Raw genomic sequence first — 18,483 nt, 5'->3', positions numbered from 1 at the left:
CGGGCCTCGCCCGGATCCGTCACGGGGCAGCAGCCGGACACCCGTCGTACCGGGACGCGGGGGCGCACGGACCACGGACCTCCGCGGCCGTGCCCGAGACCGCCGCTGTGGTGCCCAGGGGACCTACGCCCCGGCGGACGGGACCCCGCGGTCGCGGCGCCGGAGCGGCACACCCAGGAGGGTGCCGAGCTGACCTTCGACGGCGGCGAGGAGGTCCTCGCCCCAGACGCAGAGGGTGTGCTCCCAGGGATGCCCGAACGTGCCGAACCGCAGATCAGGATGCACGTTGAGGTAGTAGTCCCCGTCGGGGTAGGCGTCGCCCGGCCATGGCGGCATGCCGGGTCCGCCGACCCGGTGCGGGTCGAAGGCGTAGCCCGTGTGCTGCCAGTCGAGGAAGCTCAGGAGGTCGCCGGGCCGGGTGAGGTCCCGCAGCGCGCCCCTGACGACCGCTTCGCAGGAGTCCAGTCGGTCGTCGTCCACCGTCCGGTCGGGCCGGTAGAGGACGTCGAGCGACCAGGTGACCGACGGGACCGGCTCGTCGATCCCGGGAAACGCGCGCGTGCTGGGACGGAAGCCGAACTCGTCGTAGAGCCGCTGCCACAGGCCGCCCCCGCCCTTCCCGTCGCGGATCTCCCGGACCGGCCGGGTCCCCGCCGGTTCGCAGGCCGGGGCCCACCGGTAGGTACGCACCGTCGTGAGCTCGACGAACCCGGCCTGCGACAGCGCGGTGCGCAGGTCGCCCGCCGCCTCGGCGACGCAGTACGGCGCGTCGCGCCCCATCAGGTAGGCCTTCCTCGCCAGCGGGGCGAAGCCCGCCACGAGTTCGGGGCAGGGTCCGGTCAGCCCGCCGATCACGACGAAGTCCGAGTCCGCCGCCCGCCCGGCCCAGCCGACGGCGAGCACCCGGTCGGCGCCGCCCAGGATCACGGTCTCCCCTCGACCGGACCGGCCGTACGCGGCCCAGCCGTCGGCCTCGACCTCGGCCAGCGGTCTCGCGTGCGGGCCGCCGGCGGCAGCCAGTTCGCGGATCCGCGCGTCGGGGACGACGGACCGCACCCGACCCCGCCTCCGCCCCTGCGGCATGGCCGCGAACTCCGACACCAACAAGGACTGCTGCGGGTCAGGAATGAACCCGGCCGCCTCCAACTCCTCGGCGAGGAGCGGGGGATCGGCCCCGTACACCTTCCACCGGACCGGCTCACCGCGCGCGGCGAAGGCCTCCTGCTGACGCCGGACGAGGTCCGCGAGCTCACGGCGTCCTGTCGTCACCAGCGGCCGGTGGTCGACCGTGCCGTGGGTGCCGTAGTGGATCCGTACGAGTGGTCCGTCCGACTCGACGACCGCGCCCGTCGGCGGGAACTCGGGGACCCGCCCGCGTTCCTGCACCACATAGGCGCCCCACACCCTGGCCTGCTCCGACCGTTCCATGATCGTCAGCCTACGGTGGGCCGGCTGCGACCGGCAGCCGGTTTCTCCGAGGGGGCAGATCCGCGGGGCTCCGGCCGGAGACCGACCGGAGGCGGACCGAAGGGGTCACTCGATGGGGCGAACGGTGGAACGAGCTGTAGACCTCCGGCACTTGCCTCCGTAGCGTGCCTGCTCTGTCGAACGTCGCGGCGGAGCAGACGCGGCGTGCCGGGGATGGGGGGGACGTGTGGAAACCACTTGGATGTCGTCGGGCCTGTGCCGGACGGAGCGAGCGGACGACCTGTTCGTGGAAGGCGCGGCGCAGAACCGCGCGAAGGCACTGTGCACCGGCTGTCCGGTGAAGGCCGAATGCCTTGCGTACGCGCTCGATCTGCGCGTGGACCACGGCGTCTGGGGCGGGATGACGGAGCGCGAACGCCGGGCCCTGCTGAAGCGCCGACCGACGGTGCGGTCCTGGGCCCGGCTGCTGGACGAGGCCCGGCGGGAGTACGACGCTGACGTTCCGGGCTCCCGGCGACGGCTCGCCTGAGCCGGAGCCCACGCGCCGCCGGTACCGTCCTCGTGATGGGCCGTCACCACGGCGCCCGAGCCGGAGCCCCGCACAGCGGACCGACGTCCCGTGACGTGACGTCACCACGCTCGAGACACCCGCAGTTCGGTGAGATGACGCTTGGTGATCCGGCCTCCGTACCGCCCGTCGATCAGCGCGGCGACGCAGCCCAGCAGTCCCTCGAGTGCCTCCGGCGGCAGGGCCCGGTGGTTGGAGTACGTCCGCAGAACCTCCAGGTACTGCGCCGTGGAGTACGCCAGGTCCCACTCGTGGCGACGGACGAGCACCGGGCCGAACCGCGCACTGCGAGCGACCTCGTCCGCGTGGTCCGCGGCCGTGACGTCCTTCGCGGCGGGAGGCCGCAGCCCCGGGCGCGCCGCCGGGTCGAAACGCTCGTAACAGTGCTGGACGTCGGCGAAGAACTGCTCGCTGCCGCCCGCCACATGCTGCGTGGCGACCACGGCGAGAGCCCCGCCGCGCCGCAGTGCGTCGGCGGCCTTGACCATCCGCACCGCGGGGTCGATCCAGTGGAACGCCGTCGCCGAGACGACCACGTCGAACGGCTCGTCCGGCAGCGGCCAGGTTTCGAAGTCCGCCGTCACGACCTCCACCGTCCCGGACCCGGCGAGACGGCGTCGGGCTACGGCGGCCATGTCCGCGCCGCGCTCGACGGCGGTGATCCGGCACCCGCGGGCGGCGAGCGGCACGGTCGCCTTGCCGGTGCCCGCCCCCACCTCCAGAACGCGGGCGCCGGGACCGGCGCCGGCCAGCGCTTCGAGGTCGTCGAAGAGCGCGGGCGGATACCCGGGCCTGGCACGGTCGTACAGTTCGGCGTCCTCGTCGAAGGTCCGGCTCAGACGGACACGGCGCGCCTCGTCGGGCGTGTCATCGCGCATGCCGCACAGGGTAGGGGCGAACCTGGTCGTGGGCGGGCTTCGAGCCCGCCCACGCTTGCCGGCGCCTTCCAGGCCATGGCCCGTACGCGGCACTCGCCGCCGTCACGGGGCACCCGTCAGCCGTCACCGGCGCCGGTCACCCGTCATCTGCGCCCGCGCAGGCGTCCGAGGAGCCGGCGCGCCTGGTCGCGCTTGCGCGGGTCGGCGGCGGCGCGGCGGACCGTCTCCACGGCGCGCTGTCCCTGCGGGGTGCGGGTGTACTCCTTGAGACGCGTGATCAATCCGGCCATGTCGTCCTCCTCTGGGTGTGCTTGGGGCTCGCTTACCCGCTGAGGGGCCGGGGATGCCCGCCACGTTCGACGTCGGCGGTGCGCACCGGCCGTCCGCTGCCGGGGTCATGACGGGCGGTGGGGCGAGGTCGTACGCCGCGGCTCGGCGGCGGTCCCGTTCGGGCGGGGCGTGCGGCCCGTCCCCGGTTCCGCCTCCGGCCGGTCGGCGACCAGCCCGGAGGCCCCGGCGTCACCTCCCGCGTAACCTCCTCCTGTGCCAGCCTCCCGCCTCCATCGCGTCGCCGTTCTCGTCCTCGACGGTGCGAAGCCGCTCGATGTCGGCATCCCCGCACAGGTGTTCACGACCCGCGCGAGCATGCCGTACGAGGTGCGGGTGTGCGGGGCGACACCCGGCCTCGTGACCGGCGGCGACGGCCTCGCCTACTACGTCGCCCACGGCCTCGAAGCACTCGCCTGGGCCGACATCGTCTTCGTCCCCGGCTACCGGTTCCCGGACCGCGACGACCCGCCGAAGGCCGTCGTCGACGCTCTGGTCGCCGCGCACGACCGGGGCGCACGGCTCGCCGCGATCTCGACGGGTGCCTTCGCGCTGGCCGCCACGGGTCTGCTCGACGGCCGGCGCGCCACCACGCACTGGCACTACACGCGGGCTCTCATGGCCCGCCATCCGCTCGTCCAGGTCGACGAGAACGTGCTGTTCGTCGACGAGGGGAGCGTCCTCACCTCGGCCGGCGCCGCCTCCGGCATCGACCTGTGTCTGCACATCCTGCGCGGCGACCTCGGAGTGGCGGCGTCGAACCACGCGGCCCGGCGCCTCGTCGCCGCCCCCTACCGCAGCGGCGGCCAGGCCCAGTACGTGCCCCGCAGCGTCCCCGAGCCGCTGGGCGAGCGGTTCGCCACCACCCGCGAGTGGGCTCTGCACCGGCTCGGCGAGCACCTCACCCTCGACACGCTGGCCCGCCAGGCCGGGGTCTCGCCGCGCACCTTCTCCCGGCGCTTCGTCGAAGAGACCGGCTACACGCCGATGCAGTGGGTGATGCGGGCGCGTCTCGACCTGGCGCGCGAACTCCTCGAACGGTCGGAGCGCAGCGTCGAGCAGATCGCCGCGGACGTGGGCCTCGGCACCGGGGCGAACCTGCGCCTGCACTTCCAGCGCATCCTCGGCACCACGCCGAGCGAGTACCGGCGCACCTTCACCCGGGGCGAGTGAACGACCCGGGCACCGCCGGGGCGGCGGGTGCCGAGAGCAGCGGCTGCCGGAGGCGGTGGCGGGCGGCGGGTCGCCGGGCGGTGGGTGCCGAAAGCGCTGGTCGACCGCGGCGGGACCTGGGCGGGCAGGGGGGTGAAACCGCTGGCGGCATGCTTTCGGACCCTGTGGCGGGATGTGGCGGGATCCTTTTGAACCGTGGCGATCACGCCACTGTCAGCGGGGCCGGCCGCGAGCGAGCCTGGTGACCAAGGGAAAGGGACACCACTCATGACTCGCATCGCCATCAACGGATTCGGCCGCATCGGACGCAACGTGCTGCGCGCCCTGCTCGAACGCGACAGCGCCCTCGAGGTCGTCGCCGTCAACGACCTGACGGAGCCCGCCACGCTCGCCCGCCTGCTCGCGTACGACAGCACGGCCGGCCGGCTCGGACGTCCGGTGACCGTCGACGGTGACGCCCTCGTCGTCGACGGGCGTCGGATCAAGGTGCTCGCCGAGCGCGAGCCGGCGCAGCTGCCGTGGGCCGAGCTCGGCGTCGACATCGTCCTGGAGGCCACCGGCCGCTTCACCTCGGCCAAGGCCGCCCGCGCCCACCTCGACGCGGGCGCGAAGAAGGTCCTCGTCAGCGCGCCGTCCGACGGCGCCGACGTCACCCTCGCGTACGGCGTCAACAACGACGCCTACGACCCGGACGTGCACACGATCGTCTCGAACGCCTCCTGCACCACCAACGCGCTCGCCCCGCTGGCCGCGGTCCTCGACGAGCTCGCCGGCATCGAGCACGGCTTCATGACGACGGTGCACGCCTACACGCAGGAGCAGAACCTGCAGGACGGCCCGCACCGCGACGCCCGTCGCGCCCGCGCCGCCGGCGTCAACATCGTGCCGACCACGACCGGCGCCGCCAAGGCGATCGGCCTGGTGCTGCCGAACCTCGACGGCAAGCTGTCGGGCGACTCGATCCGCGTCCCCGTCCCGGTCGGCTCGATCGTCGAACTCAACACGACCGTCGCACGGGACGTGACCCGCGAGGACGTCCTGGAGGCCTACCGCACCGCGGCCGAGGGTCGGCTCGCCGGCGTCCTCGAGTACTCGGACGACCCGCTCGTGTCGTCCGACATCACGGGCAACCCCGCCTCCTCCATCTTCGACTCGGCCCTCACCCGGGTCGAGGGGCGCCACATCAAGGTGGTCGCCTGGTACGACAACGAGTGGGGCTTCTCGAACCGCGTGATCGACACGCTCGAGTTCATCGCCGCCCGCTGACCGGACGGCGCGCGGTACGCCACGTGCGGTGCCCCCCCCGGCCCCGCACCCACGGCGGGCACGCTTCGGCCGGCCGATCGGACCGGCCGGAGCGCCCGGCCGGAGCGACGGGGCCCGGACGGCTCCGCAGCGCGAGCGCGCCCACGCCCTGTGTGACCCCGGTCCGCGCCGGGGCGCGGGAGCGTCTGTGCCGATTGGCGGCCGGCGCCCACGGGTAGCGGGATGAGGAGGGGGCGGCGGACCATGCGGAACTCGAGGAAGCGCAAGGAGGCGCCGTGACGGACCTCGACCCCTTCACCGACGTGCTCGACGGCCCGATGTACGTGGTCACGACCGCGTCCGGTGCCACGCGGGCGGGCTGTCTGGTGGGCTTCGTGTCGCAATGCTCCATCGATCCGCCGAGGTTCGCCGTCTGGCTGTCGATCGCCAACCACACGTACCGCGTCGCGTCCGAGGCCGAGTACCTCACGGTGCACCTGCTCCATCAGGGCGACCGGGCGCTGGCGGCGCTCTTCGGAGAGGAGACGGGCGATCGGGTGGACAAGTTCGCCCGGGTCGCGTGGCGTCGTGGACACGGGGGCAGCCCGGTGCTGCAACAGCTCCCGGTGTGGTTCACCGGCCGGATCGAACGGCGTGTCGAGGGCGGCGACCACGTGTGCTTCCTCCTGGAACCCGTAGCGGTGTGTCCGCCGTACGAGGGAGAGCCGCCGCCCCTGCTCCGGCTCAGCGAACTGACGGACCTCGATCCCGGCCACCCCGCCTGAGCCCCGGGGAACGGGCGCGCCCCGCCCGGAACCGGGCACGCGCTTGACCGTCGCCCCGTCGCGACCTGGTGCCCGGCGAGCGCGACAGGGCCGTGCCGTCAGCCGTGCGCCGGAGGCATGGGACGGGGCGGGGCGGGTACGCGCACGCCGAGCGGCTCCGCAGCCGTTCCACGCGTGCTCTGCCTGCACTTGCGTTCCTCCGGGAAGGCCGGCCGGGGAGCGCACGCCCGCGCACCGCACTTTTGGAGGCCGCCGTGAACAGGGCCGCGCTCTTCGACGTCGACGGCACCCTCGCCGACACCAACCACCTGCACGTGACGTGCTGGTGGGAGGCCTTTCGGCAGGCCGGACACGAAGTCGCCATGCACGACATCCACCGCGCGATCGGACTACCCGGCGAGGACCTCCTCGCGCATCTGCTGGGCGAGGACCGGGACACGGACGCCGACGGCAGGCTGACAGCGGCGCACGACGCCCTCTACGGCACCTACTTCGACCGGCTGCCGCCCCTGGACTCGGCAGCCGACCTGCTGCGCGAGCTCGACGGGCGCGGCTGGGCCGTGGTGCTCGTCACCTCCGCACGACAGGCCGAACTGGACGCTCTGATGAAAGCCCTCGACGCCGACGACGCGATCACCGCCACGGCCAGTGCCGACGACGTCGACGAGGGGAAGCCCGCGCCCGATCCGGTGCACCGCGCCCTCGGCCTCGTCGACGCGCCCGCGCGCGGATCGGTGTTCGTCGGCGACACGGTCTGGGACATGCAGGCGGGCTCCCGCGCCGATGTCGCCTGCGTCGGGCTGCTGTGCGGCGGGATCCCCGGGGGAGACCTGGAGGGCGCGGGGGCCCGGGCCGTCTACCGGGACCCCGCCGATCTCCTCGCCCACCTCGATGCCAGTCCGTTCGGCGACACCGGAGGCCTTCACCTCCCCGGCGGCTAGAGCAGCCGGCCCCCCACCGCCCTGGCGCCGGCTTCCGCTCCGAGCTCCGCATGTCCGGCGCCGAGCACGCCCGAGGCCCGTCCGGCCTGCCCGAGGCCGTATCGAGCATGCCCGGGGCCGTAGGGGGTAGTCGCCTGACGGCGCCGGCACCAGCCACGGTCCCGCCCCGGCACCGGCCCTCGCGTCCCGCGCGAAGGGGCCGGGCCGACCGCGGGCCGGTGGAGGGAGGCCTCTTCGGGCTCCCTCCATCTGCCCGCGCCGGTCCGTCAGGAGCAGGGGCGGTCGGAAGCGGGTGACCTCATCGGTGCCCGGCAGCCGGCACCGATGCCCAGCAGCGGAACCAGGCGCGCCCCCGATGGCCTCGTCCCGGAGGGAGTCCCATGCGCGCACCTCACGACTCCGGTGCGCAGGAGCCCACGCCCGGGGAGCCGGGTGGACCCCTGGACGCCTCGGAGCGCGCGGAGTACGAGCGGCTGCGCAGGCACGCCGGCCTTCGCCACCGGAGGCTGCGGATCTCGGTGGCCTCCGTGCTCCTCGCGCTGGCCGTCCTCCTCGCCCCCGTGGGCGTCCTGGCCGCATGGGCGAGTTCGGAGATCAACGACGTCGACCGGTACGGGCAGACCGTCGCGCCGCTGGCCCGCGATCCCGCCGTCCAGGACGTGCTCGTCGACCGCGCCACCGACGGCGTTCTCGCACGCGTCGACGTCCACAAGGTCTCCGATGCCCTGGCCGACATCCTGGCCGACCGCGACGCACCCCGATTCCTCGTCGACGCCGCCCGGTCCATGGACGAGCAGCTCAAGAGCGGCCTCGGTACCGCCGTGCGTTACGTGGTGAGGAAGGTGGTCACCAGCGACGCGTTCGCCGAGGCCTGGGACAAGGTCAACCACGGCGCCCACACCGCCGCGATGAACGTCCTGACCGGGGAGGGCGGCGGCCCGATCGAGGTCAGGGACGACCGCCTGGTCCTGAACGTCGGGGTCGTGGTCGAGGAGATGCAGATGCAGCTCATCGGCACGACCCTCGTCGACTCGGACCAGATCCCCGGAGCCGACACCTCGGTCGTGCTGCTGCGGAGCGACCGGCTGGGCGAGATCCGGGACACCGTTCGCTGGCTCGGTGTCCTCGGCCCCTGGCTGCCGGTGACCGTCGTGGGCCTCGCCGGCCTCGGCGTCTGGGCCGCCCCTTCGCACCGGAGGGCGGTGATGGCCGTGGGGACGGGCGTCGCCGTGTCGATGTGCGGCCTGTTCGTCGGGCTCTCCGTGCTGCGACAGGTGTACCTGGACGCGGTGACCCCCGCCGTGCAGTCGCAGGAAGCCGCGGTGGCCGTCTACGACACGTTCGTCCGGTACCTCCGGCAGGCCACGGCGACGGTGCTCGTGATCGCGCTGGTCGCCGCCCTGGCGGGCTATCTGTGCGGGCCGGGCAGGGGAGCCCGCGCTGTCCGCACGGCCACCGGAGGGGGCCTCGACGCCGCCGGTCGCGCCCTCGTCCGCAGGGGATGGGACACCGGCCGCGTCGGCGCCTGGCTGCGCGGGCACCGCCTCCTGACCACCGGCGCCGTGATCGCGGCAGGGGCCCTCGCCCTGCTCCTCTGGAGTTACCCCACGCCGACGGTCGTGGCCTTCGTGCTGCTGTGCGCCGGGGGCGTCCTGGCGGTACTCGGCCTCCTGGCGGCCTCCACGAACGACACGGCAGACGGGTGAGCCGGGCGGTGGCCGCGGGGCCGGCCACGGCGACCGGGGGCGCGCGCTGCGGAGGCCGCCGTTGCCGTGCTGACCTGGGGTGAGTCGTCATCTATGCTTCAAGGCGGCCACGAGGCGATGGCTCGCTCCTGAACGCGGCACCGCACAGCGGACGGTCGGGCCGGGGGCGAGTGCCCGCGTCGGGGCCCAGACCCGGGCGGGGGACGACGTGACACCGGTCATGAAGGTCCTGGGGAATCGACTGACCGCCGCCACGCGTCCCAGCGGTGGGGGTGGCCCAGCTCCCGCCCGCGAACAGAAGCCCCCAGGGAGAAGTGAGGTATGTCGGTGATCTGCGTCGGAGGCATGATCGGGATCGGCAAGACGAGCGTGGCCGAGCTGCTCGCCAAGGAACTCGGCAGCGACGTCTTCTACGAGAGCGTGGACGACAACCCGATCCTGCCGCTCTTCTACACGGCGAGCCCCGAGGAGATCCAGGCGAAGCGCTACCCCTTCCTGCTCCAGCTCTACTTCCTGCAGACGCGGTTCGCCTCGATCAAGGAGGCGTACAAGCAGGGCGACAACGTCCTCGACCGGTCCATCTACGAGGACTGGTACTTCGCCAAGGTCAACCACGACCTGGGCCGCATCAGCTCCCTCGAGATGCAGGTGTACGAGGGGCTGCTGAACGAGATGATGCGCGAGATCGACAGCCTGCCCTACCGCAAGGCGCCCGACCTCATGGTCTACCTCAAGGCGGACTTCGCGACGGTGCTCAAGCGCATCGGGCTGCGCGGCCGTGACTTCGAGCAGGACGAGGCCCTCGTGGAGTACTACCGGACGCTCTGGTCCGGCTACGACGACTGGGTGCACAAGCACTACTCGGCCAGCGACGTCCTCGTCATCGACATGAACCGGACCGACGTGGTGAACAACCCCGCCGACGCGGCCCGCGTGGCGCAGGAGGTCAAGGACGCCCTGACCGCCGCCAGGCGCCGCGCCTGAAGCCGGCGGCGGCGACTGCCGCCCAGGCCGTGGACGCGTCCACGGCCGCACGCTGCCCCGGTCCCGTGGGCATGCGCAGACTCCGAAGGACAGGTGGACACCGGCCATGACCGCCGACTGGTACGTCCTCATCGAAGAGGACACCCGTATCACCGAACGCCCTGAAGGGGTGGAGCTGAAGCTTCACCGGTGGATGCTCGTGGGCACGCACCACATCGGACAGGACGAGGCGGAGGCCGTCGCGGCGGCCGAGGACGCGGCGCTGCACCATGTGCCGGGCGTCCTGGCCCGGCACGCCAGACCGGGCGACGAACCGGCCCGGCACGCCTTCCTCGCCCAGGACGGCGCATGGGTGGTGAGGGTGAGGCAGCGTCACCGCGAGTGCCACATACGGGTGACCACGGCCCGGCTCGTGCACGCGCGGGAGGAGAAGGTGGCGCCGCCGAAAAGCCTGAAGGAGAAGCTCCGGACCGCCGTGGAGGGACCGCCGCTTCCCGTCGAGCCCTGGAGTTGGACACCACGGGGCACGAACGACCGGGTCTGACCCGCGACCCCGGAACGGGACGCGGCCGCTGCGGGAAGCTCCTTGGGCGGCAGAGCCGTCGACCTCTGCGCGACGGCTGCGGACGGGGCCGTCGGACCGGCGGGGGGAGCCGCCGATCCGACGGCCGGATGCGGGCCGTCGTCCGCCGTCGGTGCCGTCCTGGTCAGGTCACCGGTTCCGGGCCGGGCCCCGGAGAAGGAAGCGGTCCCGGTTGCGGAAACGGTTCCGGGCGCGGGTCGGGGGCGGGCGGGTCGGGCTCGGGCTGCGGCGGTGCCGGCGGGACCGGGTCGGGCCCGCCGGGCCCGGGAACCGGACCGGGCAGCGGCCCGGGTGTGGGCCCGGGACCGGGCCCCGGCGACGGCGTGGGGCTGGGCGGAACAGGGTCGTTCGGTGGCGTACTCATGTCACGCGCGTACCCCCGTGGCGGCACGGCACGCGTCCGCCGTGCAGGTGACCGGCGGCGCCGGGCCGCACGGGAGTGCCGGGTCGCGCGGGCCTCTCGTGGGGGAGGTCCGGCGGCGTCCGGAGGGACCGCTGGACACCGGGCCGTCCGTGGTTCTGGTGCACACTGGAGGGGTGGTCCTGCCTCCCTCGCGTCTCGGCGCGCTGCGCGAGCGGGCCGGTGAGGCTCTGATGCACCGGGTCGCCGGCCCCACCGCGCACGCGAAGCGGGCCCGCATCCACGGGACGCCCGGGCCACGCTGGTTCGCCCCCGACCGCCCGGTGAGGGTCGTGCACACGGACGCGGCGATGTACGTCGGCGGGCTCGCCGCGCTGCTGCTGCAGTCCTTGCACCCCGTGGCGATGGCGGCGGTCGCGGCGCACTCGGGATTCGAGAGTGATCCGTGGGGGCGGCTTCAGCGCACCAGCACCTTCCTGGCGGTCACGACGTTCGGCACGGCACAGGACGCCGAACGCTCGGTGGAGCGAGTGCGCCGCGTGCACGACTCGGTGCAGGGGCGGACCCCGGAGGGCGTGCCGTACCGAGCCTCCGATCCGCATCTCCTCGCCTGGGTCCACGCCGCCGAGACCGCCTGCTTCCTGAGGGCCCATCAGCGCTACGGCCGGCGCCCGCTGGACCAGGGGGCGGCGGACGGCTACGTCGCCGACATGGCGAAGGTCGCGCGGCCGCTCGGCGTGACGGATCCGCCGCGGACCACCGGCGAACTGGCGGCGCGCCTCGCGGAGTACCGCCCGGAGCTGCGCGCCACGGCGCAGTCGCGTGCGGCGGCGCGCTATCTGCTGTCCCGTCCTCCGCTGCCGTGGCCCGCCCGGCTGCCCTACGCGTTCCTCGCGGCAGCGGCGGTCGAACTGCTCCCCGCCTGGGCCCGGGCACGTCTCGACCTGCCCTACGCCACGCGCCTTCTGCTGCCGCTGGCCCGGCCCGGCGGGCACGCGGTCGTCGCGGCGATCCGCTGGATCATGCCCGCGGCGCCACGGCCGGCGCGCGCACCGGGAGCAGGCCTCCCCTCGCCCGACCTGCGCGCCTCCTGAGCGGCGACGGTTCCGGGCCCCGGACAGGGCCGAGGCGGAAGGGGAGGGGCCGTCGCCGTGGCCACGGGGCCCGGCGACGCCGCTGTGCGCCCTCGCGGACCGCCCGGTGGCGGTAAGGACGGTGCGATCGGGCTCGGTGCTCCTGCGAGAGGCCTGACAGGAGTGCGCTCCGGGTGGCTGGCGTCTCTTCGCCACTTCCCTCGCATCGCTGTCGATGTGCCCCGCACACTCCGTAGGTTCCTGTAGGTGACAGTCAGTGCTCAGCTCATCACCAGGTAGGAGAGCCCATGCATGTTCGACAGCGCGTCGCGGGGACCGTCGCTGCTCTGGCGCTCGCGGCGGGTGGCCTGCTGGCCGCCTCGCCCGCGGCATCCGCGTCGGAGTCCGCCCCGTCCGCCCTCAGCTGTTCCTCACGGCTGGTCACCGGAAGCGGTGGGCACCGAGGGGCCGAGATCAGGTGCACCGGATCCTCCTTCACCGGGGTGATCGACTGCCGGCGCGTCGACAACGGCTATGTGTACCGGCACTTCGGCAACCGCGTTCCCTCGGGCGGCACGTCGACCGTCTGGTGCGACCTGAACGCCACCGTCATCCAGGCCTACGGAACCCCCAGCTGATCCCGACGTCCTCGCTGTACGACCCGTGGTCGTAGGGCCGGCGCCGTCGACGGCGATCACGAGGGAGCCGGACCTCCTGGCCCCGGCCGGCTCGCGAACGCGGCGCGCCGGCCGGGCCCGGAGCCGACCATGCCGGTCTTCAAGGCCGCCGTGTGGTCACGAGGCCGTCCACCGGACGCCTCGTGACCCGCGGCGGCCTCACTCGTGTGCCTCCGCTCCCATGAGCACCGAGAGCGCCCACCGGTGGTGCGCAGCCCCGGGGGATCGGGAGGGGGCGCCCAGCGCCTTCGCATCCTCGGGCGGCACGGCACGGTCCGGCAACGGCATGGAGAGGCGACCGGAGGGGAGATGAACCCGTACGGTCGGGGCCGGACCATGACGTGGCGTCACGGACTTCGTGCCGCCGTCGGGTCCCGACCGGTCTCGTCCGCCGACGCCGTCGGAACAGGAGCACGCCATGCGCCTCTACGCCCAGACCCGAGCACGCCGTTCGCGCCAGGTACTGGCGGATCTGACGGCCGTCCTCCTGATCGCTGTCGCCGTGTGGTTCGCCCTGGCCGTCCGTGACACCGTCATGCTGCTGGCCGAGCCGGGGAAGAAGGTGGAGGACGCCGGTGGTAGCCTCGCCTCCGGTCTGGACGACGCGGGGGACGCGGCATCGCGCGTACCGTTGATCGGAGGCGTGCTGAAGAAGCCGCTCCGGTCCGCCGCCGATGCCGGCTCGGGGCTCTCGGACGCCGGGCAGTCGATGCAGGACCTGGTGGGCCGGGTGGCCAACCTGACGGCGTTCGCCCTGATCCTCTTCTCGGTGGCGTTCGTGCTCGTGCTCTGGCTTCCCCCGCGCGTGCGCTGGATCCGGCGCAGCGCCCGGATCCGCGAACTGCTCGACACCCCCGGCGGAGCCGATCTGATGGCCCTGCGGGCGTTGACCGGACCGCTGAAGGACCTGGCCACGGTTCCGGTCCCGCCCGGCGGCCTGGCCGACGCATGGCGGCGTGGCGACGAGAAGGCCATCGGGGACCTGTGCCGGACGGCGCTCAGCCGGGCCGGCCTGCGCGCGTGAGGCCTGAGTCACGCCGACGAGCGCGGGTCCCGGGCCGTGCCCGGGTGGTGGCGCGCGGCAGAGCTCTGTCCGGCCGTCACGGCGGAGGGTCCGGGGAGGGCGGGCCGGTGGCAGAAGGTCCGTCCGGCGCCCGGTCGTCCTGCGGCCGTGCGGCGGGGGACGACGGGGCGGAAGGCTGCGGGGCGGGCAACGGCGGGGCGGGAGACGACGGGGCCGGAGACAGCGGGGCGGAAGTCCGCGGCGTGCGAGGCGCCGGCCCGGAGGCCGGTCCGCCGGCGGCAGCGGTGCGCCGGAGCCGTCCGACCACGGTCTTCAGCACCGCGACCAGGGGGACGGCGACCACCGCGCCGCCGATCCCCGCGACGGTGCCGCCCGCCGCGACGGCGAGGACCACGCCCAGCGGGTGCACCCGCACCGCCCGGCCCAGGATGAACGGCTGGAGCACGTGGCCCTCGATCTGCTGGACGATCAGAACGACCATCAGCACCATCGCGGCGGCGAACAGCCCTTCGGTGACGAGCGCGACGAGCACCGCCAGGGCGCCCGAGCCCACGGCGCCCACCAGGGGGACGAAGGAGAAGAGGAAGATGAAGACGGCAAGGGGCACCGCCAGCGGCACCCCGAGGAAGTACACGCCGAGCCCGATGAACACGGCGTCGACCAGCGCCACGAGCACGGTTCCGCGGACGTAGCCGGTCAGGGTCGCCCAGGCGGCGGGGCCGCAGTCGGCCACGGCGGGCCGGGCGGCGGCGGGTACCGCGAGGAGCGTCCAGCGCCAGATGCGCGGACCGTCGTACAGCAGGAACAGCGTGGAGAAGAAGGCCAGCAGCATGCCGGTGAGCACTTCCACGAGGACGGTGACGCCCTGCAGCCCCCTCGACGCGACTCCGCCCGAAGTGAGGCCCTTCCCCAGACTGTCGGTGACGGAGTCGATCTGCTTCTCCGTCACGTGGAGCGGGCTGCTCAGCAGCCACTGCTTCAGCTCCCCGACGCCCTCGCGCACCCGGGCGGTGAGGACGTCCGTGTTGTCCATCACCTGCCAGACGACGAACCAGCCCGCCAGCCCGAGGAGGACGAAGCCGCACAGGGCGGTGAGGGCGGTGGCCGGGCCGCGGGGCATGCCGTGCCGGTGCAGGCGGGCCACGGTGGGCTGGAGGAGGGCGGTCACCAGCAGCGCCACGACGAAGGCGAGGACCACGACGCGCAGGGCCGACACCACGCGGAACAGCACCCACAGGCCTCCGGCGATGACGAGGAGCCGCCAGGCCGCCTCGGCGGCCACCCTCAGCCCCCACGGCACGACCTCCGCCGGAGGCGGCCGTGGGGGCGGTGCGCGGGTGGCCGCGCCGCGAGCGGGCACGTCGTCGGTCTCCTGGTCAGCGGCTTGAAGACGCGCCCGCACGGAGGCGGCCGTGGGACCGAGCCGCCTCCGCCACCAGCCGGCTGCGTGCGCCATGACTACCGGGCCGGAGTCGGGTCACCAGTAGTGGTTGCGGCCGGCGACCGCGTGACCCATGGCCCCCATGATCCAGAGCACGGCGCCGATCACCAGCAGGATGATGCCGATCGTCCAGAGAATCGAGATACCCAGCGCGAAGCCGAGCACCAGCAGAATGATGCCGAGAATGATCATGGCTGCTCTCCACTCCGGGGGCGGCGGGCTGCACCGGACTGGTTCCCGGCCTTGGCGCGGCCCCTCTTGCAGAGCCGCAGCTACCCGTTTCCGCCCGGGCTATGCAAGCGCCGAGGGGAACAACGGCGGCGATCCGGCGCGGGCCTCGGCCGCCCGGCCGGGTCGGCGCCCCCCCGCCGGTCTCGTCCGCCACGGTCCCGGCCTGCGGGTCCGGGGGTCCGGGACGGCTTCCGGTGCGGTGCGGGGGAGGGGCGCCGGATCGGGCGGGGGCGTACGGGCGGTCACCGCCGCCGTCCGCGCCTGCGCCGTATCCAGACTCCCGCGGCGGCGCCGACGAGCGAGGCTGCCACGAACCCGACGACGGTCAGCCCGGGAGACCGGTCGGCGGGAGCGGACGGCGACGCGGCCGGGGCCCGGGCGGCGGCGGGTGTGGGCGACGTCTGCGGCGCGCCGGCGGGCGTGGCCGCGGTGCCGCCCGGAGCCGACGCGGTGGCGGGGGCCGCGGGCGCCGCGGCGACCGTCAACTCCCGCTCGGCGTGTCCGAGTGCGGGCTGCCCGGCGTCGACGGTGATCTGCCAGACGCCGGCCGGCAGGGCTTCGAGGGTGGTCCAGTCGGCCGGCCGGGCGCCGCGGACGAGTCTCCACGGGCCGGCCGTACGGCGGCCGTCCGCGCTGACGGCGCTGACCAGCCCGGCGACCTGCCCGTCGACTGCATCGCCGTCGTTCTCCCAGGTCACCTGCGTGAGGACGTGGCCGTCCCGGTGGCCGCTGATGACCACGTCCAGGGTGTCTCCGTGGGCGGCGGCGGGCTGCGGCAGGGCAAGGCCGAGTGCGAGCGCGGTCGTGAGGACGAGTGCGGGTCGGGTGGCGATGTGCATGGCGGTGCTCCGGTCCGGCGGGGGAGGGAATGCGGGGTCTGCGGGGGCGGGCCGCCGATCGGCGGCCCGCCCGAGGGGTCATGCGGTGTCGGCCTGCCGGCGGCTCAACCGGCCCGGCGGGCGGTCCAGACCTGGGCCGGCCGTCCGTCGGCCCGCTGGAGGTCGAGCAGCCAGGACCCGTAGTACGGACGGCTGCTGACGGTCAGTGCGTAGGCCCCGCTGCGGTCGGTGAGGGTCACCGAGCCGTCGGCGACCGTCATCCGCCACTGCTGGGCCGCGGAGCCGGGGGCGCAGGGCTGCTGGGCCACCCACATGCCGGGCGCGGGAGTTCCGCCGGGCTGGAGGCACTTGGCGGATGCCGCGGACCGGACGCGTACGAGACCGCCGCCGGCGTCGTCGAAGTACCACTGCTGCTGCTCGTACCCGTTGCTCTGGGCGCCGACCAGGACCGTGCCGTCGGCGCTGCGGCCGCCCCACAGCTGGGCGCTGAGCCCGGTGCTGCCGTTGGAGAGCAGGTAGCGGGTGTCGGGGGCGGTGGTGCCACCCGCCCCGGCGGTACGGAAGCTCGTCGCGCGGCCCGGACCGCTGTCGCGTCCCTGGCCGTCACGGACGGAGACGGCGACCGTGTGCGAGGTGCCCGGCCGCAGGTTGTAGACGCGCAGCGCGGTGCCCTGGACCCACGTCAGGTGCCGGCCGTCGAAGAGCACCTGGTACCAGGCGGCGCCGCTGACACGCGGCCAGCTCACCACGACGGAGTCCGCCTGGATCTGGCCGACCGTCACGTCGGGGCCGGTGCCGGGCCGCGGCCCGGTCGGGGTGGGCGTCGGGGTGGGGGTCGTGGTGCGGGTGGGGGTCGGCGTGGGAGTCGGGGTCGGGTCGGGTCCGGTGCCGCCGCCCTGGGCGCGCATCAGGAACTGGTTCTCGGCGATGTTCCAGTGCGTGGCGAGATAGCTGCCCGGCCGGGGACTGGTGTGGAAGTAGTCGTCGTGATTGCAGTCGAGGATGTTCTCGGAAGCGCGGTTGGTACAGACGTTGCGCATCTGCGGGTAGTACGGGCTGTCCGAGTAGCACATCACGTCCCACTCGTCCGTGCAGTGCGCGCCCCGGCTGGTGTTGGGCGCGCTGTTGTTGACCGCGCCGAGATTGTGGCCGAGTTCGTGGGCCGCGGTGTGCCCGCCCCAGCAGCCGCTGTCGGTGCGCCCGTAGGAGGGGCCGAAGTTGCTCAGGTTGGACTGGTCCGGCCGCTCGTCCCCGGCGAAGGTGCCGATGCCGCAGTAGACCTGCGCCTCGGCGAAGATCATGTACTTGCGGTCGCGCCGGTCGAGGCCCTTGGCGGCGAGCGCCCGGTTCGTGGCGCTGAACTCGGCCAGGGCGGAGTCGGTGAGTTCGATGTTCAGCACGGTCGGCGTGCAGTCCGCGGCGGTCACGTACCGGATGTGGCGGACGCCACCGGTCTCCTGGGCGCTGGCCGAGTAGATGAGGTCGGCGTCGGCGGCCCATTTGCGGAAGGAGGCGAGGTACTGGGAGTACCGGTCGGCTCCGGGGCCGTGGACGTAGACGACCTGGACCCGGTTGCCGGTGCTGCCGTCGCCGTCGCACGGGACGGTCTGCCCTGCGGGGCCGGCGGCCGCGGTCGTCGTGGCGCCGGTGGCGGCCGGTGCGGTGGTCGCGGTGGGGCTCGGTGACGCGGCGGCCGCGTCACGCGGGGTCCGTGCGTCGACGGCGGGCGCGTCCTGCGCGGGGCCCTGGCCCGTGCGGGGCGCGGACTGCGGAGCGGCCGGCTTGGCGGGATCGGCGGCCGGTGCGACGGACTTGACCGCGGGCGGCGTGTCCTTCTTGATGTCGACGCCCTTGGGCGGGGCGTCGGGGCCGTGGGTGCACAGGCCGGTGGCGGTGGCGTAGACGCCTGCGCAGCGGTCTCCCTGGGGGGCCACCTTGAGCCCGTCGTACACCAGGCCCCGGGCCGGCTCGTTGGACGGCTTCTTCCGGATCGGTTCCGGCTCCTCGTCACGGGCCGGTGCCGCGGCGGGTACGGCGATGTCGGTGACGGGGGTCTCCAGGCGGGCGAGCGGCGTCGCGCTCGAGTCCGCGCGCCCCGCCTCGTACGCGATCCCCCCGGCTATGAGCGCCGCGAGAGCCATGGCGGTGGTGACACCTATGAGGGGTCTGCGAGGCCGTGCCTCGCGTGCCCGGTCCGGCTTCGGCTTCCTATGTCTAGA

General features: G+C 74.0%; 17 protein-coding genes and 1 pseudogene. 11 read left to right on the top strand and 7 right to left on the bottom strand.

The genetic code is table 11. The features are described 5' to 3' along the window. Nucleotides 1–123 precede the first annotated feature (123 nt). Entirely contained in the window at nt 124–1,428 is a 1,305-nt protein-coding gene (locus tag ACGF1Z_RS00830) for a DUF2716 domain-containing protein (protein WP_392998436.1), read from the bottom strand. Between the two features lie 190 nt (nt 1,429–1,618). Here ACGF1Z_RS00830 and ACGF1Z_RS00825 point away from each other — a divergent pair. Continuing rightward, nucleotides 1,619–1,957 (top strand): annotated as a pseudogene (locus ACGF1Z_RS00825) (WhiB family transcriptional regulator); the annotation flags it as partial. Between the two features lie 101 nt (nt 1,958–2,058). Here the strand turns inward: ACGF1Z_RS00825 and ACGF1Z_RS00820 are convergent. Together ACGF1Z_RS00820 and ACGF1Z_RS00815 are read right to left on the bottom strand one after the other, a co-directional pair. Beyond that, nucleotides 2,059–2,874, bottom strand: coding sequence for a class I SAM-dependent methyltransferase (locus ACGF1Z_RS00820; protein WP_392998434.1), 816 nt, complete (start codon nt 2,872–2,874; stop codon nt 2,059–2,061). A gap of 143 nt (nt 2,875–3,017) precedes the next feature. Further along, nucleotides 3,018–3,164 (bottom strand): hypothetical protein, encoded by a 147-nt coding sequence (locus ACGF1Z_RS00815; RefSeq protein ID WP_392998432.1) that lies wholly within the window; start codon nt 3,162–3,164, stop codon nt 3,018–3,020. 253 nt (nt 3,165–3,417) lie between these two features. On the opposite strand from ACGF1Z_RS00815, the gene ACGF1Z_RS00810 reads away from it, so the two are divergent. The 10 genes from ACGF1Z_RS00810 to ACGF1Z_RS00765 all read left to right on the top strand — a co-directional run bounded on the left by ACGF1Z_RS00810 (nt 3,418) and on the right by ACGF1Z_RS00765 (nt 13,753). Continuing rightward, nucleotides 3,418–4,374: a GlxA family transcriptional regulator gene (locus ACGF1Z_RS00810; protein ID WP_392998430.1), complete on the top strand. Its 957-nt coding sequence runs from the start codon at nt 3,418–3,420 to the stop codon at nt 4,372–4,374. Between the two features lie 267 nt (nt 4,375–4,641). After that, nucleotides 4,642–5,640, top strand: coding sequence for a type I glyceraldehyde-3-phosphate dehydrogenase (gene gap / locus ACGF1Z_RS00805; protein WP_392998428.1), 999 nt, complete (start codon nt 4,642–4,644; stop codon nt 5,638–5,640). A gap of 275 nt (nt 5,641–5,915) precedes the next feature. Continuing rightward, nucleotides 5,916–6,404 carry a flavin reductase family protein gene (locus ACGF1Z_RS00800; protein ID WP_392998426.1) on the top strand — a complete coding sequence of 163 codons (489 nt, stop codon included), beginning with the start codon at nt 5,916–5,918 and terminating at the stop codon, nt 6,402–6,404. 254 nt (nt 6,405–6,658) lie between these two features. Continuing rightward, nucleotides 6,659–7,345: an HAD family hydrolase gene (locus ACGF1Z_RS00795; protein ID WP_392998424.1), complete on the top strand. Its 687-nt coding sequence runs from the start codon at nt 6,659–6,661 to the stop codon at nt 7,343–7,345. 380 nt (nt 7,346–7,725) lie between these two features. Continuing rightward, nucleotides 7,726–9,051 carry a hypothetical protein gene (locus tag ACGF1Z_RS00790; protein ID WP_392998422.1) on the top strand — a complete coding sequence of 442 codons (1,326 nt, stop codon included), beginning with the start codon at nt 7,726–7,728 and terminating at the stop codon, nt 9,049–9,051. A 321-nt stretch (nt 9,052–9,372) separates the two neighbouring features. Then, complete coding sequence (locus ACGF1Z_RS00785) at nt 9,373–10,035, top strand: deoxynucleoside kinase (RefSeq protein WP_392998420.1); 663 nt, start codon at nt 9,373–9,375, stop codon at nt 10,033–10,035. A gap of 106 nt (nt 10,036–10,141) precedes the next feature. Further along, a complete protein-coding gene (locus tag ACGF1Z_RS00780; RefSeq protein ID WP_392998418.1) occupies nt 10,142–10,579 on the top strand; it encodes a hypothetical protein in 438 nt (145 codons plus the stop codon). A gap of 633 nt (nt 10,580–11,212) precedes the next feature. Beyond that, nucleotides 11,213–12,073, top strand: a complete 861-nt coding sequence (locus tag ACGF1Z_RS00775) for an oxygenase MpaB family protein (protein ID WP_393000249.1) — start codon at nt 11,213–11,215, stop codon at nt 12,071–12,073. A 287-nt stretch (nt 12,074–12,360) separates the two neighbouring features. Next, a complete protein-coding gene (locus tag ACGF1Z_RS00770) occupies nt 12,361–12,690 on the top strand; it encodes a hypothetical protein (RefSeq protein ID WP_392998416.1) in 330 nt (109 codons plus the stop codon). A 457-nt stretch (nt 12,691–13,147) separates the two neighbouring features. Beyond that, nucleotides 13,148–13,753: a hypothetical protein gene (locus ACGF1Z_RS00765; RefSeq protein WP_392998414.1), complete on the top strand. Its 606-nt coding sequence runs from the start codon at nt 13,148–13,150 to the stop codon at nt 13,751–13,753. Nucleotides 13,754–13,829: 76 nt separating this feature from the next. Here ACGF1Z_RS00765 and ACGF1Z_RS00760 read toward each other — a convergent pair whose 3' ends face one another. From ACGF1Z_RS00760 to ACGF1Z_RS00745, 4 genes are all read right to left on the bottom strand, one after another. Beyond that, nucleotides 13,830–15,209: an AI-2E family transporter gene (locus ACGF1Z_RS00760; RefSeq protein ID WP_392998412.1), complete on the bottom strand. Its 1,380-nt coding sequence runs from the start codon at nt 15,207–15,209 to the stop codon at nt 13,830–13,832. Nucleotides 15,210–15,230: 21 nt separating this feature from the next. Further along, the gene (locus ACGF1Z_RS00755; RefSeq protein ID WP_392998410.1) at nt 15,231–15,386 is read right to left on the bottom strand and encodes a DUF6131 family protein; all 156 of its coding nucleotides are present in this window, start codon (nt 15,384–15,386) and stop codon (nt 15,231–15,233) included. A 281-nt stretch (nt 15,387–15,667) separates the two neighbouring features. Further along, on the bottom strand, nt 15,668–16,264 hold the full coding sequence (locus ACGF1Z_RS00750) for a hypothetical protein (RefSeq protein ID WP_392998408.1): 597 nt from the start codon (nt 16,262–16,264) through the stop codon (nt 15,668–15,670). A gap of 104 nt (nt 16,265–16,368) precedes the next feature. Next, nucleotides 16,369–18,405 carry an RICIN domain-containing protein gene (locus tag ACGF1Z_RS00745; RefSeq protein ID WP_392998406.1) on the bottom strand — a complete coding sequence of 679 codons (2,037 nt, stop codon included), beginning with the start codon at nt 18,403–18,405 and terminating at the stop codon, nt 16,369–16,371. Between the last annotated feature and the right edge of the window lie 78 nt (nt 18,406–18,483).

The organism is Streptomyces sp. NPDC048018, from assembly GCF_043202995.1.
Lineage (GTDB): Bacteria > Actinomycetota > Actinomycetes > Streptomycetales > Streptomycetaceae > Streptomyces.
This window is presented reverse-complemented; position numbering and strand designations above follow the sequence as displayed.